Annotated in this window: 11 protein-coding genes; 5 read left to right on the plus strand and 6 right to left on the minus strand. The window is 71.3% G+C overall.

All coding sequences use genetic code 11. The features are described 5' to 3' along the window. Positions 1–77: 77 nt before the first annotated feature. The 3 genes from AC07O8_RS18610 to AC07O8_RS18620 all read right to left on the minus strand — a co-directional run bounded on the left by AC07O8_RS18610 (position 78) and on the right by AC07O8_RS18620 (position 2457). Entirely contained in the window at positions 78–1265 is a 1188-nt protein-coding gene (locus AC07O8_RS18610) for an extracellular catalytic domain type 1 short-chain-length polyhydroxyalkanoate depolymerase (RefSeq protein WP_495049433.1), read from the minus strand. A gap of 112 nt (positions 1266–1377) precedes the next feature. Then, positions 1378–1965, minus strand: coding sequence for a hypothetical protein (locus tag AC07O8_RS18615; protein WP_495049434.1), 588 nt, complete (start codon positions 1963–1965; stop codon positions 1378–1380). Between the two features lie 108 nt (positions 1966–2073). Next, positions 2074–2457, minus strand: a complete 384-nt coding sequence (locus tag AC07O8_RS18620; RefSeq protein ID WP_495049435.1) for a hypothetical protein — start codon at positions 2455–2457, stop codon at positions 2074–2076. 403 nt (positions 2458–2860) lie between these two features. Between AC07O8_RS18620 and AC07O8_RS18625 the strand changes: the two genes are divergently transcribed. Both AC07O8_RS18625 and AC07O8_RS18630 read left to right on the plus strand, forming a co-directional pair. Next, positions 2861–3520, plus strand: a complete 660-nt coding sequence (locus tag AC07O8_RS18625; protein ID WP_495049436.1) for a hemerythrin domain-containing protein — start codon at positions 2861–2863, stop codon at positions 3518–3520. Between the two features lie 111 nt (positions 3521–3631). Then, positions 3632–6079: a catalase gene (locus AC07O8_RS18630; protein ID WP_495049437.1), complete on the plus strand. Its 2448-nt coding sequence runs from the start codon at positions 3632–3634 to the stop codon at positions 6077–6079. A gap of 135 nt (positions 6080–6214) precedes the next feature. Here the strand turns inward: AC07O8_RS18630 and AC07O8_RS18635 are convergent, their stop codons facing one another. Genes AC07O8_RS18635 through AC07O8_RS18645 form a run of 3 tightly spaced genes read right to left on the minus strand, consistent with a single transcriptional unit; the run spans position 6215 to position 12290 of the window. Continuing rightward, positions 6215–7393, minus strand: coding sequence for a PAS domain-containing sensor histidine kinase (locus AC07O8_RS18635; RefSeq protein WP_495049438.1), 1179 nt, complete (start codon positions 7391–7393; stop codon positions 6215–6217). Next, a complete protein-coding gene (locus AC07O8_RS18640; protein WP_495049439.1) occupies positions 7390–9498 on the minus strand; it encodes a carbamoyltransferase family protein in 2109 nt (702 codons plus the stop codon). Before AC07O8_RS18640 ends, AC07O8_RS18635 begins: the two co-directional genes overlap by 4 nt. 47 nt (positions 9499–9545) lie before the next feature. Next, positions 9546–12290, minus strand: a complete 2745-nt coding sequence (locus tag AC07O8_RS18645) for an ATP-binding cassette domain-containing protein (protein ID WP_495049440.1) — start codon at positions 12288–12290, stop codon at positions 9546–9548. Positions 12291–12729: 439 nt separating this feature from the next. On the opposite strand from AC07O8_RS18645, the gene AC07O8_RS18650 reads away from it, so the two are divergent. From AC07O8_RS18650 to AC07O8_RS18660, 3 genes are read left to right on the plus strand one after another with little or no spacing between them, the layout of a single operon-like run. Next, positions 12730–14106 (plus strand): glycosyltransferase, encoded by a 1377-nt coding sequence (locus tag AC07O8_RS18650; RefSeq protein WP_495049441.1) that lies wholly within the window; start codon positions 12730–12732, stop codon positions 14104–14106. A gap of 2 nt (positions 14107–14108) precedes the next feature. After that, positions 14109–15122 (plus strand): amidohydrolase family protein, encoded by a 1014-nt coding sequence (locus tag AC07O8_RS18655; protein ID WP_495049442.1) that lies wholly within the window; start codon positions 14109–14111, stop codon positions 15120–15122. A gap of 40 nt (positions 15123–15162) precedes the next feature. Beyond that, entirely contained in the window at positions 15163–16392 is a 1230-nt protein-coding gene (locus AC07O8_RS18660) for a glycosyltransferase (protein ID WP_495049443.1), read from the plus strand. Positions 16393–16402: the final 10 nt, after the last annotated feature.

A 16402-nucleotide genomic window follows, 5' to 3' on the forward strand; every position in this document is an offset into this window, starting at 1 on the left:
GGAAGTGGGGGGACGGGAAGGGACGGGAATCCGGCGGGGCGGGCGCCGACGGCATGGCGTCGACGCAGGGCCTGCGATCACGCGTCGCCGGTGCGCGGATGCGCGGAGAAGAAACAGAGCATCTGGCCGGCCGCGTCAGGCCCCTGCCAGTCGGCATGGGAGCCGCGCCGGTCGCCGCCGGACCAGGCATGGCCGGCGCCGTCGACGAGCCAGAGCTCGGCGAGGGTGCGGCCGTCCGTGGCGACGCTGGTCTTGCGCGTGTAGGCGCGGCCGCCTTCGCGTCCGTGTTCGACGCGTTCCGAGGTCTTGAGGCCGGCCGTCGCGTCGGCGTAGACATGCTCGCCGTTGAGCGGATGCACGGTCATGTCGCGGGTGCCGTGGAAGACGATCGTCGGCACCGCCCGCGGGGGGGATGCGGCAGGATGCGCGGTGTTGCGCGCCGACTGGCCGGTCCGCATCACGGCAAGCGCTTCGGGCGCGCTGGCGACCACGCCGCAGGGCAGTCCCGAATGCACGCCGACCGACGCGAACAGCTCCGGATAGGTCTGTCCCAGTACCGCCGCCATCGCGCCGCCGGCGGACAGCCCCGCCACGTGCACGTGCCGCGCGTCCACGCGGTGGCCGGCCATGACGTGGTGCGTCAAGGCCGCGAGCAATGCCGGCTCGCCGCGGCCGCGCGCCTGATGGCTGGCCTTGAACCAGTTCCAGCAGCCCTGCGGATTCACCTTCGTCGACTGCTGCGGATAGAGCACCAGCCAGCCGTTGCGCCTGGCGACCTCGTTCATGCGGGTCCCGATGGCGAAGTCATCGGGGTTCTGCGTGCAGCCATGCAGCATCAGCAGCAGCGGCCGAGGCACCGACGGATCGCCGGGCGGCACGTAGAGCTTGTAGTCGATGGACACGCGGCCGTGCGCGTAAGTGGCGGCGAGGAAGCGTTCCTCGTCCCTGACCGGCGCGCGGGCCACGCGGGCGTCCCGCACGTCCTGGACGTTCGGAGCGTGCGGCGTGTCCTGCACGGGGGGGACCTCGCGCCGGACGGGTGGGGGACGCAGTCCCTCCGCCATGCCGAGTTCGACGTGGCGATCCTCGATCACGCGCGCCTCGACATCGATGACGTCGCCGTCCGGTGCGTCGGTCTCCGTCTGGGTGGCGGTCTCGGCCGCGCCGGCCAGGGCGTTCTGGATGGAACGCGTGGCCCCCATCAGATCGCCGCCGCGCGTCTGCAGGGCAGCACGCGACATCATTCGTTGGAAGTCGGGATTCATCACGGTTCTTTCTTGACGCAGGGACACCGGGCGAACCCGGCGACCCCGGCGAACGCCGCGCGGGCGGCGGCGCCCCCAGGGGCGGCCGGGAAGGCGAAGGGAAGGCGGCGCATCACCGGGTCACGTTCTGGCCGTTGGCCGCGGTCCAGCTGCGCTCGAAGTGCTCCGCGTCCTCGTCGTTCTTCGCGCGCAGGCCCATCAGGATGCCGCCGTTGCGCACGCCTTCCTCGTAGTGCTTGACGCGCTCCTCCGGCATGTTCCAGCCGACCAGCGCGCCGATCAGGCCGCCACCGGCCGCGCCGGCGCCCGCGCCCGCGGCGGCGGCCGCGAGCGGACCCGCGATGACCAGGCCCAGGCCCGGCAGGGCGATGCTGGTGCCGACCGCCGCGATCGCCGCGGCGATCGCGCCCACGGTGCCGCCGATCGCGCCGCCGATGCCGGCGCCCTCAGCGGCCTTGTTGCCGAGTTCCGTCTCGACGCTCTTGTCGCTGAAGTGACGCTGACGGGTGTCGTCGGACATGACCAGGTCGATGTCCTTCGGGTCGTAGCCCCGCTCGCTGGCCGAGCCGTAAGCCGACTCCGCGCTGGCGCGATCGGGGAAGAGGCCGGTGACCAGACGGTCCTTGGAAGTGGAGGTGCCGGCGGTGGTACCGGCGGTGGTGTCAGTGGTGGCGCCGGTGGGGGTGGTGGGGATGTTCATGACGAGTTCCTTGTTCGAGGAGGAGAGGCCGATGACCGGCAAGAGGGGCAGAGGCGGGCGGAGACAGACAGAGACGGGCAGAGAAGGACAGAGAAGGGCGGACCGGGATCAATGACGATCCGCGCGGGGAGGCAGGTCACCGGTGGGCGTCGTGCCGGAAGCCGCGGTGCGGGCGGACCCCGCCGTGCGCTTGCCGTCGGTGCTCATCTGCCGGCTGGCGCGCGTGGCCTTGTCGGCGGCGGACGGTCCGGTGCGGACCACCGTGGCCGTGTCGCTGCGCGGGATGGCCTTCTGCTGCGCCGCGCTGGCGGCCTGCGGCGAGACGCCGATGGCCTGGGGTGATGTCGTGCCGGTGGTCGCGGTGGCGGCGGTGCTGCCGGAGGTGGTCGGCGCCGTCGCCGGCGCGCCCGAGGCGGCGGTGCCCTGTGCGCCTGCGGCGTGTGCCGCGGTGGCGAGCACCAGCGCACTGAGCGTGGTTGAGATGCGGTTCATCTTGATTCCTGCTTGTTGATGAGGCCGATGTGGCCTGCATGCCCGGACAAGGCATACCGGGCCCCCGCCCGCCCGTGCCGGTGTGCCCGGGCCGTTTGCCTATGGGGGCGGCCCCGGCGAGCACGGACGGGCCCGGGAAGTTCTCTCTACGGTTCCTCGGTATCGGTGTGGATTACCGATCGCGTGCGGACCACGCGACATCCATGCTGGGGCATGGATGGCCGTCACCTTGGCTGACGCCAAGCGATCCGGTCTTTACACGATGGCCACGGGGAACGGCCTCGATCTTGCGTACGGAAGGGCACCGCGCGCCGGGCGCCACGAGGCTTCCGGCTCATCCTCTCCATCCCCCCCTCACCCACGCCAGGCAAGCCCCATCGGGCTTCCCAGCCAAGGACCGACCATGCCCGCCAGCACCACCAAGACCTCCACCAAGTCATCCGCGAAGTCATCCCCCAAGACCGGGCCCTCCAAGGCCTCCGACAAGAGCTCCGACAAGCCCTCCGACCGGACGGCCGACAAGGCCGGCAGCCAGGGCGCCAGCGGGTCCGACGAGCCGAAGGCCGCGGCGCGCGCCTCCGACGGCGCGGTCGACGCGATCAAGCTGCTGACCGACGATCACAAGGACGTGCAGGCGCTCTTCAAGGCCTACCAGAAGCTCGTCGATGACGATGGCGAGGACGATCTGCGCGAGCAGCTCGCCCAGGAGATCTGCGCCCAGCTGACCATCCACGCGACCATCGAGGAAGAGATCTTCTATCCCGCCGCGCGCGACGCGCTCGAGGACGATGAAGGCGACGACCTGCTGGACGAGGCCGAGGTCGAACACGCCAGCGCCAAGGAACTGATCGCGCAGATCGCCGAGGGCTCCGCCGCCGACGAGCTCTACGACGCCAAGGTCAAGGTGCTCGGCGAGTACATCGCCCACCACGTCAAGGAAGAAGAGAAGGCGCTGTTCCCCAAGGTGCGGCAATCCGCGCTGGACCTCGACGCGCTCGGCGACGAGTTGAGCGCCCGCAAGGCGGAACTCCTCGTCGAGTCCGAGGAAGAAGCCGCCTCGTGAGGCTGTCGCCCACAGGCATGACACCGACCGGCGCCGCCGGTCTCGACGCGCCCGGCAGGAACGGTTTCTGCCGCATGCCGTCGAGCTTTCCGCAGAACCAAGAGGACGACCATGCCTAAATCACCCACTCCGCCCGCTTCCCCTTCCCGCAAAGGGTCGGCTGCCAGCAACGCCCCGGGCGATGCCGGCCCCAAGGCCGCCGCCCGCAACACGGACAGCGGTCCCGCCACCGCGCCGTCCGATGACGGCGGCGATGTCGCGCTGCAGAAGGCCGTCGAGACCGGCCAACTGGCCGCGGCCTTTCCGTTCAACGCCAACAAGGCCGGCGAGCACGGCTTCGACCAGGGCGTGAAGCCGCAGGCCGGCGCGACCGCGACGCCGCCGTCGCGCGTGCCGCTGGGCAGCACCTTGTCCGAGCGCCAGACCAACGAAAAGGTCGGCACGCAGGCGCCCGAAGGACGCAACGCGACCATCGCGCCGCTGGACCGCGTGCGCGTCGATTCGTCCGGCCAGATGCTGACGACCAACCAGGGCGTGCGCATCGCCGACAACCAGAACTCGCTGAAGGCCGGCCCGCGCGGCCCGGCGCTGCTGGAGGACTTCATCCTCCGCGAGAAGATCACCCACTTCGACCATGAACGCATCCCCGAGCGCATCGTGCATGCGCGCGGCTCGGCGGCCCACGGCTTCTTCGAGTGCTACGACGCGTTGACCGACCTCACCAAGGCGGCGCCGTTCAAGGAAGCCGGCAAGCAGACGCCGGTGTTCGTGCGCTTCTCCACCGTGCAGGGCGAGCGCGGCAGCAAGGACACCGCGCGCGACGTGCGCGGTTTTGCCGTCAAGTTCTACACCGACGAAGGCAACTGGGACCTGGTCGGCAACAACATCCCGGTGTTCTTCATCCAGGACGCGATGAAGTTCCCCGACCTGGTCCACGCGGTCAAGCCCGAGCCGCATCACCAGATGCCGCAGGCCGCCAGCGCGCACGACACCTTCTGGGACTTCGTCTCCCTGATGCCGGAGTCGACGCACATGCTGATGTGGGTGATGAGCGACCGCGGGATCCCGCGTTCCTACGCCACGATGCAGGGCTTCGGCGTGCACACCTTCCGCCTGGTCAACGAGGCCGGCGACAGCGTGTTCGTGAAGTTCCACTGGACGCCCAAGGCCGGCACGCATTCGCTGGTCTGGGACGAGGCGGTGAAGATCTCCGGCGCCGATCCGGACTACCACCGCCGCGACCTCTGGGAGCGCATCGAAGCCGGCGCCTTCCCCGAGTACGAACTCGGCGTGCAGGTCTTCACCGAGGAGCAGGCGGACCAGTTCAGCTTCGACATCCTGGACGCGACCAAGCTCATTCCCGAGGAACTCGTGCCGGTGCGCCCGGTCGGCCGCATGGTGCTGAACCGCAACCCGGACAACTTCTTCGCCGAGACGGAACAGGTCGCGTTCTGCACGGCCCACATCATCCCCGGCATCGACTTCAGCAACGACCCGCTGCTGGCGGGCCGCATCCACTCCTACGTGGACACGCAGATCACGCGGCTGGGCGGGCCGAACTTCCATGAGATCCCCATCAACGCACCGGTCGCGCAGGTCCACAACAACCAGCGCGACGGCGCCCATCGCCAGGCGATCCCGCGGGGTCGCGTGTCCTATGAGCCCAACTCGCTCGCGGGCGGCTGTCCGTTCCAGGCGGGCGCGGCACAGGGGTTCACGTCCGTGGCCGCGCGCCAGCGCGGATCGGACGAGCAGGCCAAGGTGCGCGCCAAGCCGGAGCTCTTCGCCGAGCATTACAACCAGGCCCGGCTGTTCTTCGACAGCCAGTCCCCGCCGGAGCAGGCGCACATCGCGGCGGCTTTCCGCTTCGAGCTGAGCAAGGTCACGGTGCCGGCGATCCGCGAGCGCATGCTGGCGTCCTTGCGCAACGCGTCGGAAGAACTGGCGGCGAAGGTGGCCGAGGGCCTGAACATGCCGCTGCCGCCGGCGATGCCGCTGGCCATCGAGGCAGCGCCCGAACCCGAGGTGCGCGTGTCCCCGGCGCTGTCGCTGATGGCGCGTCCCGGCGACGGCTCGATCGCCGGCCGCAAGGTCGTGATCCTGGTGGCTGACGGCGTCAACGGGCAAGGCGTCACCGACGTCCACGCCGCGCTGTTCGCGCAAGGGGCCGTGCCGCGCTTCGCGGCGCCACGCATCGGACCGGTGCAGACGGCCGACGGCGTCGCGGTGGAAGCGGACGTGTCGCTGGAGAACGAACCCGGTTTCCTGTTCGACGCGCTCGTCGTGCCGGACGGCGAGGAAGCGATCCGCGCCCTCGGTCGCGACGCCCATGTCTACGAGTTCATCCGCGACCAGTTCCGGCATTGCAAGCCCATCCTGGCCCTCGGTGCCGGTGTCTCGCTGCTGCGCGCCGCGGGCCTGGGACCGGCGCTGGAACCCGACGTCATGACGCCCGGGCTCATCACCGGCGACTCGGCGGCCGAAGGCGCCAAGGCGCTGATCGAAGGCCTGGCGACCCACCGCCACTTCGAGCGCGAGTCCGACCCGCCGAAGGTCTGACGTCAGGTCGCAACGCAAGGCGCCCTCGCTACCGGAGTGGCGTCACTCCCTCTCCCGCTTGCGGGAGAGGGCCGGGGTGAGGGCCAGCGGCCGCGGCAGTCCGCAAGCCTGCTGATTCCCTCCCCGCGCCCGTCATTACGGCGGCGCCGCCACCGGATGTTCCGACGCATCGAAGGTCGGCGGCTTGTCCAGCGGCATCCGCACGAGGAACTCGCTGCCCTGGCCGACGCCTTCGCTCTTCGCCTCCACGGTGCCGTGGTGCAGCGAGACGATCTCCTTGACCAGCGCCAGCCCGATGCCCAGGCCGTCCCCGCGATGCGTCGTCGCGCCGTCGGCCTGCGTGAACATGTCGAAGATGCGCGGCTGCAGCGCCGGCCCGATGCCGCGTCCCGTGTCCTGCACCTTCAGCACGAAGTGGGACTGGTCCACATTCAGCAGCACCGACACCTGGCCGTCGCGCGGCGTGAACTTGATGGCGTTGTTCAGCAGGTTCATCACCACCTGCTGGAGACGTCCCGGATCGACCTCCACGAGCACCGGCATCGGCGGCAGCACGCCGATCAGGGCGACGCCGCCGGCCTCGGCGGCCTCCCGGCTGGCGTCTAGCGTCTCCTGCAGCAGCCGCTGCAGATCCACGCGCTCGTAGCTCAGCGTCATCTTGCCGTGTCCGGCGCGCGTCATGTCGATCAGATCCTCGACCAAGCGGTCCATCAGGGCGAGTTGCCGGGTCAGGATCTTGACCGCCTGTTCCTGCCGCGGCGGTTCGACGGGCGGCGACAGCAGCCGCGTCGCCAGCCGCATCGGATGCAGCGGATTGCGCAGTTCATGCGCGATGGTGGCGAGGAAGACCTCATGCTCCTGCCGCTCGCCCTCGAGGCGCTGCGCCTCGTTCTCGAGACGCAGCGTCCGCAGCTGCAGATGGGTGGCGTCGCGGAACACCTTCGCGAAACCGTGGAAGTGGTCGCCGTCGTGCATCGGCAGCGTGAGCCCGCTGGCCCAGAACCGCGAGCCGTCCTTGCGCATGTGCCAGCGCTCGTCTTCGGCGGCCCCGAGCGTGCGCGAGGCATTGAGCTCATGCACATGCTGCCCGCGCGCGACATCGTCGGGAATGAAGAGGAGCGAGAACGGCTGGCCGATGACCTCGTCGGCCGTGAACCCGGTGACGGCGTGGGCGCCCTCGGTCCAGCCGGTGATCGTGCCGTCCGGGTCCAGGAAGGTGATGCCGTACTGGCACTCGCGCACGGTGAGCAGCGCGAGGATGAGGTCGACGTCGATGGGCGACCATGCGCCGTGTTCGGTTCGATGCAAGGTCATGGCGTCTCTTTTTCCAGGATGAACGACCCGATCGCCAGCGCATCGATCGGCGTGCTGAAGAAGGCGTCGATCGCCGCCTTCGGCGTGCCGACGATGGGTTCGCCGCGCACGTTGAAGGAGGTGTTGACCAGCACCGGCACGCCGGTCCGCTCGCCCACCGCCTTCAGCAGGCGGTGGAACAGCGGGTTCGTGTCCGCGTGCACCGTCTGCACGCGCGCGCTGCGGTCGGTGTGCAGCGCCGACGGGATGCGCGCCGCCTGTCCCGGCCGCACGCCGTAGACGAACAGCATGAAGGGGGAGGATCCGCCGTTGGCGTCGGCAGGTTCGAACCAGTCCGCGAAGTCCCCGTGGTTCACCGACGGCGCGACCGGCCGGAAGTCTTCGCGGTCCTTCAGGTCGTTGAGCCGCGCCTGCATCGCCGGGTCGATCGGCGAGGCCAGCAGCGATCGCGCGCCGAGCGCCCGCGGTCCGAATTCCATCCGGCCCTGGAACCACGCGACGATCTTGTCCTGCGCCAGCAGCGCGGCCGTTGCCGCCGCCACGTCGTCGACGCGCCGGTAGCGCAGCTGCGCCCAGCGGAGCAGGGACTCGATGGCGTCGTCATCGTACGAGGGGCCCAGGTACGCGTGGTCCATCTGCCAGCGGCGCGGACCCAGCGTGAAGCTCTCGCTGCTGCTGGTGCTGCTACTGCTGCTGCTGGTGCTGCTACTGCTGCTGCTGGTGCTGCTACTGCTGCTGCTGCTGCTGCTGCTGCTGCTGCTGCTGCTGCCGCCGCCGCCGCCGCCGCCGTCGACCTCCCGCGTGGGGGGCCGCGTGGAGGTCCGCGTGTGCGCGAGTGGTGTCGCGGACGGGGGACTGCCCCCGTCGGCCGCGATCCCGCCGCGCGCCCGCGCGTCGATCCAGAGGGCGGCACCCAGCGCGGTGCCGGCATCGCCCGCCGCCGGCTGCACCCACACGCGCCGGAAGAGGCCGGCGTCGCGCAGCGTCGAGTTCATGACGCAGTTGAGCGCCACGCCGCCGGCCATCGCCAGCTGATCCTCGCCGGTGCGCTCGCGCAGCCAGGTGGCCAGGCGCAGCACGGTCTCCTCCAGCACCAGCTGCACCGAGGCGGCGAGGTCCAGAAAGCGCTGGTCCAGGGTCGAGCCCGGCACGCGCGCCGGACCGAACCGTGCCACCAGGTCCAGCGGCAGGTTGCGGTACTGACCGTCGGCATCGACGACGAGGTGCTCGCGCAGCACGTCGATGTGGCGCGGCTGGCCCATCGCCGCCATCGCCATCACCTTGTACTCGTCGCTCGAATGCAGGAAGCCGAGGTAGGTCGTCACCCGTTCATACATCAGGCCGAGCGAATGCGGCACCTGCACCTCGCCCAGCGACTCGTAGCGGCCGTCGCGATACCGGCCGTACGCGGTGGTGGCGCGCTCGCCGCGACCGTCCAGCGTCATGACGGCGCAGCGCGAGAACGGCGCCGCGAGGAAGGCGCTGGCCTGATGGCACAGGTGATGCGGCACGAAGTGCCAGCGATAGGGCGCATCGGCATGACGCACGCCGGCGAAGCGCCGCCGCAGGTGATGCGGCACGCCGTCCGTCAGCAGTCGCGGCGCGCTCAGCACGTAGGCCGCGAACAGCGGGTCCCAGGGGTTCTCCCATGGGCTTTCCGATGCGTCCGCCGCCGCCGCCGCGTCCGACGGCCGCAGCGGCAGCGTGAAGCGTCCTTCCGGCGCGCGGTCGCCGATGAAGCGCTGTGGGTCGAAGCTGTAGGCCACGTCCGTCACCTCGGCCAGCGTCACGCCGGCCTGCTTCAGGCAGTCGTCGATCGCATGCCAGGGCAGCTCCCAGGCGGTGAAGGGCAGGGGACGCTTGCCGTGCTTGATCCGGGTGAAACGCTCTTCCTCGACGGCCGCGACGACCTCCCCGTCGCACATCAGCGCGGCGGCGGAATCATGGAAGGTGGCGTTGATGCCGAGCGTCCAGAGGCGCGGAGCCGGGACGCCGGAGACGCCGCCGATGCCGGCGATGCCGGCGATGCCGGGCGCATTGGGCGCAGCAGGAGCAGCGGGAGCAGCGGGGACATCGGGGACCGCGGGGGGCGGTTGGGGTGGCATGACGGTTCCTCACAAGGGATGGTCCGGCGCTCGGCCGGGGGCGGCGTTCAGGGAGGCGCCATGGCCATGTCGTGCAGCGCGCGTATCAGTTCCTGCGGCATGACCGGCTTGGCCATGTGGCGCTGGAAGCCCGCCACCAGCGCGCGCAGGCGGTCCTCCGGCCGGGCCATGCCGGTCAGCGCGATCGCGGGCAGGCGCTGTCCGAGCGGCACCTCCCGCCGGGCCTCCAGCACGCGGATGCCGCGCACGACCGCGTGGCCGTCCTCGGGACCCAGGGCGATGTCGCACACCAGCGCCTGCGGCCAGGCGTGGGCCTCGCGTTCGTTGAGGCGGCGCAGCGCCTCGTGGCCGCTGCCGATGCGTTCCGTGCGCGCGCCTTCCAGTTCCAGCAGCTGGCTCAGCGAGTCGAGCGCGTCCTCGTCGTCGTCCACGCACATCACCTGCAGCCCGGCCAGCGGGTGCGGCGACAGGCCGAAGCCCGTCTCCATCGCCGTGGTCTCGGCGATCAGCGCGGCCTCCACGACCGCCTGGGGAGAGGCGCGCAGCGCCTCGCGCGACAGGGGCGCATCGGCCAGCGCGGGCAAGGGCAGCTCGAGTTCATACCGTTGCACCCCGCCGGCCGGATCCCGCTCGATGGCGAGGTGGCCGCCGGCCTCGTTGATCAGCGTGCGCAACTCCAGCGTGTCGGGCGGCGCCGCGTCCGCATCCAGCCGCCCCTGCACGCCGACGGTCAGCCGGCTCGCGCGGTCCTCGCGCTCGAGCCGGCCTTCCATGCGACCGCGGCTGGCGCCGTGCAGCGCCAGCAGGCAGATCAGCTGCACGATGCGCGCCAGTCGGCTGGCATCGCCATGCGCGCTGGCGACGTCGAGGTCGATGTCCGTGTAGAGATCGATGTCGGCCTCGGCCAGCGTCTCGCGCAGCCCGTCCAGGCTCAGCACCAGCAGGCCCGCCAGGTTGACCGGGTGGTGGGCGATGCGGCGCTCCAGCGTCTCGGTCTGCTGCTGCTGGCGCTGCAGCTCCCACAGCTGCGCGTAGAGCCCGCGATGCGCGAGCAGCTCCTCGTGGCGTCCGCGCTCGGCGATCTCGCCCCGCTCCATCACGATGATCTGGTCGGCGTCGACCACGGTGGACAGCCGGTGCGCGATGATCAGCGAGGTCCGGTCCCGCGCCACGCGCGCCAGCGCGCCCTGGATCGCGCGCTCGGCCTTGGAATCCAGCGCAGAGGTGGCCTCGTCCAGCACCACGATGGGCGGATTCTTCAGGAAGGCCCGCGCGATCGCGATGCGCTGCTTCTCCCCGCCCGACAGGCGCGCGCCCCGCTCGCCGACGCGGGTCGCATAACCGTCGGGCAGTTGGGCGATGAACTCGTCGGCCTGCGCGGCCCGTGCGGCGGCGACGATCTCGTCCTCGCCCGCCTCCGGCCGGCCGTAGCCGATGTTGTACGCGATCGTGTCGTTGAACAGCACGGGATCCTGCGGCACGACGCCGATCGCCTCGCGCAGGCTGTGCTGCGTCAGTCCCTTCAGCGGCTGGCCGCCGATGCTGACTTCGCCGCCGTCCGGGTCGTACAGCCGCATCAGTAGCCGCGCCAGCGTCGACTTGCCGGAGCCGCTGCTGCCCACGACGGCGTAGGTCTGTCCATGCGGGATCTCCAGCGTCAGGCCGCTCAGGATGCGCCGCTGGCGGTCGTAGCCGAACGTGACGTCGTCGAAGCGGACCGTCGTGTCCGCACCCGCGAGCGGGCGGGCGTCGGGCGCGTCGCGGATGTCGGGCCGGCGGTCGAGCAGCGCGAACAGCGTCTCCGTGTTGAGCAGCGCGTCGCGCGTTTCCCGGAAGACGAAGCCCAGCGTGTTCAAGGGCAGGAAGACCTGGATCAGGTAGGCGTTGACCATGACCAGGTCGCCGATGCTCATGCGCCCGGCCACCGTGTCGCGACCGGCCATCAGCATCACCGCCCCCACGCCCACGGCGATGATCGCCGCCTGGCCCAGATGCAGCAGGGACAGCGTCCGCTGGCTGCGCACGCTGCCGTCGATCCAGCGCGAGAGCACGCCGGCGTAGCGCTCGCGCTCGCCGGCCTCGCGGCCATGCGTCTTCACCGCCTCGTAGTTCAGCAGGGTGTCGACGAGCAGTCCGTGCGCCTGGGAGTCATGTTCGTTCATCAGGCGTTGCCGGGCCACGCGCGTGCGCGTCATCACGGTGGTCCATGCGCCATAGGCCACCATGCTTGCGGCGACGACCAGGACGTACGGAACGCCAAAGCTGGCGAGGATGATCAGCAGCACCGCGCCGAACTCCACCGCCGTCGGCACCACGGTGAAGACCCCGGCGCCGAGCAGATAGCCCAATCCATCGGTGCCGCGCTCGACTTCCCGGATCAGCGAGCCGGTGTTGCGTTCGGCATGGAAACGCGGACTCATGGCGAGCAGGTGCGCGAAGGCCCTCTCCGAGAAGCTGCCGACGACCTGCTTGCCGACCCGCGCGAAGGCGAGGTCGCGCAGCTCCGTGAACAGCGTGCTTGCATAGCGCAGCAGCGCGTAGCCGATCAGCAGCGCGACCGGGATGGTCAGTGCGGAGGCCTGCGGCGTGAGGTGATCGACGATCGCCTTGAGCAAGGCCGGCACGCCCACCGCCGCCAGCTTGGACAGCACCAGCAGCAGCACGGCCAGCAGCGTGCGCATGCGCCAGCGCCACAGGGCGCGGCCCAGACCGACCAGCACGCGGCGACCTGGGGAAGGGGCGGGGTCGGCGCCTCCGGAGGAGCCGGAGGGACCTGAGGCGGGGATGTCCATCCTCGCGATCCTTCGCAAGACGGATGCCCGGAGAATTCGGTTGAGATGACCGAGAACCACGATGGAATCGGTAATCCAAGCCGATCGGTGCTTGTCGCGTCGGTCGTTCGACGACGCCGCGCCGGCGGCACGACGGCGCGATGTCGCGCGTTTCTCCCCGTCCGGCGATGCGTCGAATCGAGCAGCGCTGCTCTGAGAACCGGTTCCCGCCGCCGGTCCGCCGGCCGCGACGGGAAGGCCGCATGACCAGGCACGACCGGGCATGGGCCCCGCTCTTGCCGAACCGGTATTCACAAGCCCTCCGTGGCGCCACCCCCTCATCGCGACGGGGCCGTCGGACAACGAGGAGGGACCTTGCCCTCGTGGCCTGCCGTACCCGCCCCGTACGCGCCACGTTCTTCACCCAGGCGCCGCGCAGCGCGCGCCAACGGGAATTCCCATGTCACCCTTGATCGTGTTCTCGCACCTGCGATGGAACTTCGTCTTCCAGCGCCCGCAGCATCTGATGTCCCGCCTGGCGGCGGACCACCGCGTGATCTTCATCGAGGAGCCGATCCTCGATGCGAACGGCCCCGCCCGCGTCGAGGCGCGATTCGAAGCCGCGGACGACGGCGCCGAGGTGGAGGTGCTGGTGCCCTTCACGCCGGTGGCGGCGCCCGGCTTCGACGACGCCCAGTTGACCGTGCTGCTGCCGCTGCTGGAGCGAGAAATCGCGCGGCGGGAGATCGTCGATCCGCTGGTGTGGCTGTACACGCCGATGGCCTTGCCACTCATCGCCAGCCTGGGTCCGCGGGCGCTGATCTACGACTGCATGGACGAGCTCTCGGCCTTCCGCTACGCCCCCGCGCAACTGCGCCAGCGCGAACGCGCGCTGATGGCGTCGGCGGACCTGGTGCTCTGCGGGGGGCCATCGCTCTATGCGGCGCGGGAGGGCCTGCATCCGAATCTGCACTGCCTGCCCAGCGCGGTGGACCCGGCCCATTTCGCGCCGCCGACGGCGCGGCCGGTGGGCGGTGACGCGGCGGACGGCGGGCGTGAGGGCGAGGGCGAGGGCGAGGGCGAGGGCAAGGACGCGGGAGAGTACGCGGGCGCGGGTGAAGGCGATGCCGACGGCGATCCGCTGGCCGCGCGCGCGGCCGAACTGCAGGGCGACCTGGCGCGCCCGCGACTCGGCTACTTCGGCGTCATCGACGAACGGATGGACCTCGAGTTGGTCGCGGCCCTCGCGGACGCGCGGCCCGACTGGCAGATCGTCATGGTCGGACCGGTCGTGAAGATCGACGCAGCCTCGCTGCCGCGACGTCCCAACATCCGCTGGCTGGGGATGCAGAGCTACGCGCAGCTGCCGCAGCTGTTGGCGGGGTGGGACCTCTGCCTGATGCCGTTCGCGCTCAACGAATCGACGCGCTTCATCAGTCCGACGAAGACGCTGGAATACCTGGCCGGCGGAAAGCCGGTCGTCAGCACGGCGATCCACGACGTGATCAGCCTGTACGGCGGCGCGGTGCGCATCGGGCGCGACGCCGCGGGTTTCATCGCCGCCTGCGATGCGGTGCTGTACGAATCGCCGCAGATGCACGCGAGCTGGCAGAAGGCCGCCGCCGCCGTCGTGGCGGCCGGCACCTGGGAAGTGGCGGCCGGTCGCGTGCGCGGCTGGCTGGCCGCACTGCCGGCCGCCGCGCTGCCGAGCGCGCCGACGGCGACCGTGCCGGCCCGGACGGCGCCGGACAAGCGTGGACCGGACCCGATCGCGCCGGACCGGACGGCGTCGAGCCCGAGCGTGCCTGCGACGCCCTCCGTGCGGCGGGCGGCCTGACCATGATCATCGACGCCCATCTGCACTGCACCGGCCGCGAGACGACCGACGACGTGCTGCGTACGCTGGACGAGGCCGGCGTCGATGTCGGCGTGCTGCTGGCGCCGTTCCTCGGCGACGGGTACTCGCTCGACGACGCCGCCTCGCTGCGGCGCGGCAACGCGCACCTGTCGCGGCTGGTGCGCGATCACCCGGACCGGTTGATCGGCCTGGCCGTCGTCGATCCCCGCAGCCCGGACGCGCCGGCCGACCTGCGCCACGCGATCGAGGACCTCGGCCTGCGCGGCGCGAAGATGGTGCCGACCGGCTGGTACCCCCATGAGGCGCGCGTGCAGCCGGTCTTCGCCGTCGCGGACGCGCTGGCGCTCCCGCTGCTGTTCCACAGCGGCATCTTCATCGACGGGCGCTCCGGCCGCTTCTGCCGGCCGACCTATTTCGAGGCGCTGCGCGACCACCCCCATACGCGGGTCACGCTCGCCCACATGGGCTGGCCGTGGACCGACGAGGCCCTGGCCGTCGCGCTGATCGACCGCATCCACGGCGTGCCGCATGCGCAGGCGCAGTTCCGGCTGGACATCTCCTTCGGCCCGCCGCCGCCGTACCGGCTCGAGGTGCTGTCGCGGATGCTGGCGGTGCTCGGGGCGGGGTCGCTGCAGTTCGGCAGCGACTGCTTCCTGCCGTGTCCCGGCGCCGAGCTGCGCGAGCGCATGCAGTGGGTCGCGGACCTCATGGACCAGCTGACGCTGGGCGAGGGCGACCGGCGGCAGATCTGGAGCGGCACCGCCGCCGCGTGGCTGGGGTTGGCCGAAGCCGCCCGCCCCGCCGCCCCGGTCCCATCGCCCAGTTCGCTCAATTCGCCCAGTTCGCCGAGTTCGCCGAGTTCGCCCAGTTCGCTCAATTCGCTCGGTTCGCTCGGTTCGCTCGGTTCACTCCCTCCGCGCCATCCGCTCCCTCCGCGCCATCCGCCATTTGCCCTCGAAGCCGGCGCCGGACGCTGGCGGCCCATGTGCTGCTGAACGTCGAGGCCCGATCCCCCGTCACCCACCAAGACCCATCATGGACACCGCCTCCCCCCACGCTGTCGCCGCGCTCGTCGACGACGGTCACGCCTCGCTGCACCCGGTGCCGAGCTCGCATGCGCCGCTGCACGTGCTGGAGGTCGTCGGCAACGACATCGTCGGCGGCATGGAGCGCTGCGTGGAGCGGCTGGTGGCGCACCTGGGCCGGGAGGGCGGATTCCGCTTCACCGCGCTGTGCCCGTCGGAGGGCGCCTTCGCCGAGCGGCTGCGCCGGGCGGGGGCGATCGTCGTCATCGTGGCGATGCCCGAGGACCCGCCGTGGTCCTCGATCCAGCTGGTGGCGAGCCTGATCGCGGCGGAACGCGTCGACCTGCTGCATGCCCACCTGCCCAACGCGCACCTGCTGGCCGGGCTGGCGGGCCGGCTCACCGGCGTGCCGGTGATGACGACCATCCATGCGCGTCAGGCCGGCCTGTCCGACCTCGAGCTGCACCGCGCGACCGGGAGCTTCCTCAGCGTGGTCTGCCGCCAGAGTTACTACCACGCGCTCGGCCTGGGCGTGGAGCGCCGTCGCCTGAGCCTGGAGCCCAACGGCGTCGACGTCGACGCCTTCCAGCCCGGCCCGCGGCCGGCGCAGGGCCTGCGCGCCTCGCTGGGACTGCCGGCGCACGCGATGCTCGCCGGCCTCGTCGGCCGCCTGTCGCCCGAGAAGGCGCCCGACCTGTTCGTGCGCGCGGCCGCATTGCTGCGGCCGTCGCTGCCCGACGCGCACTTCGTGCTGGTGGGCGAGGGGCCGATGAAAACCGGCCTGCGCGAGGCCATCGACGGTCAGGGGCTGGGCACGCATGTCCACGTCGCCGGCGGCGTCGACGACGTGCGGCCCGTCTATCACGACCTGGACCTGCTGGTGTCGAGTTCCCATTCCGAGGCGATGCCGCTGGCGCTGATGGAGGGCATGGCCAGCGGGCTGCCGGTCGTGGCGACCCGCGTCGGCGGCGTGCCCGAGATCGTCGAGCACGGCGGCACCGGCTGGCTGGTCGCGCCGCGCGACGCCGAGGAGCTGGCGGGCCGCATGCACCAGATGCTGACGCAGCCCGAGCTGCGCCGGCGCATGGGCGAGCAGGCCCGCGCGCGCATGGTCCGCCACCACCGGCTCGATCGCCAGCTCGACGCGCTCGGCGAGCGCATGCGGCACATCACCCGGCCCGGCGGCGCGCTCGAGGTGGCGCGCGCCACGCGCGTCACGGCGCCGGCGCGCAAGCGTTGAGGCATTCCCG

The organism is Roseateles sp. GW821-FHT09G09, assembly GCF_059415965.1.

Coding starts and splice junctions, on each gene's coding strand:
- AC07O8_RS18625 (WP_495049436.1), top strand. CDS start 2,861: ATGCCCGCCAGCACCACCAAGACCTCCACCAAGTCATCCGCGAAGTCA.
- AC07O8_RS18655 (WP_495049442.1), top strand. CDS start 14,109: ATGATCATCGACGCCCATCTGCACTGCACCGGCCGCGAGACGACCGAC.
- AC07O8_RS18645 (WP_495049440.1), bottom strand. CDS start 12,290: ATGGACATCCCCGCCTCAGGTCCCTCCGGCTCCTCCGGAGGCGCCGAC.
- AC07O8_RS18650 (WP_495049441.1), top strand. CDS start 12,730: ATGTCACCCTTGATCGTGTTCTCGCACCTGCGATGGAACTTCGTCTTC.
- AC07O8_RS18610 (WP_495049433.1), bottom strand. CDS start 1,265: ATGAATCCCGACTTCCAACGAATGATGTCGCGTGCTGCCCTGCAGACG.
- AC07O8_RS18640 (WP_495049439.1), bottom strand. CDS start 9,498: ATGCCACCCCAACCGCCCCCCGCGGTCCCCGATGTCCCCGCTGCTCCC.
- AC07O8_RS18630 (WP_495049437.1), top strand. CDS start 3,632: ATGCCTAAATCACCCACTCCGCCCGCTTCCCCTTCCCGCAAAGGGTCG.
- AC07O8_RS18615 (WP_495049434.1), bottom strand. CDS start 1,965: ATGAACATCCCCACCACCCCCACCGGCGCCACCACTGACACCACCGCC.
- AC07O8_RS18635 (WP_495049438.1), bottom strand. CDS start 7,393: ATGACCTTGCATCGAACCGAACACGGCGCATGGTCGCCCATCGACGTC.
- AC07O8_RS18660 (WP_495049443.1), top strand. CDS start 15,163: ATGGACACCGCCTCCCCCCACGCTGTCGCCGCGCTCGTCGACGACGGT.
- AC07O8_RS18620 (WP_495049435.1), bottom strand. CDS start 2,457: ATGAACCGCATCTCAACCACGCTCAGTGCGCTGGTGCTCGCCACCGCG.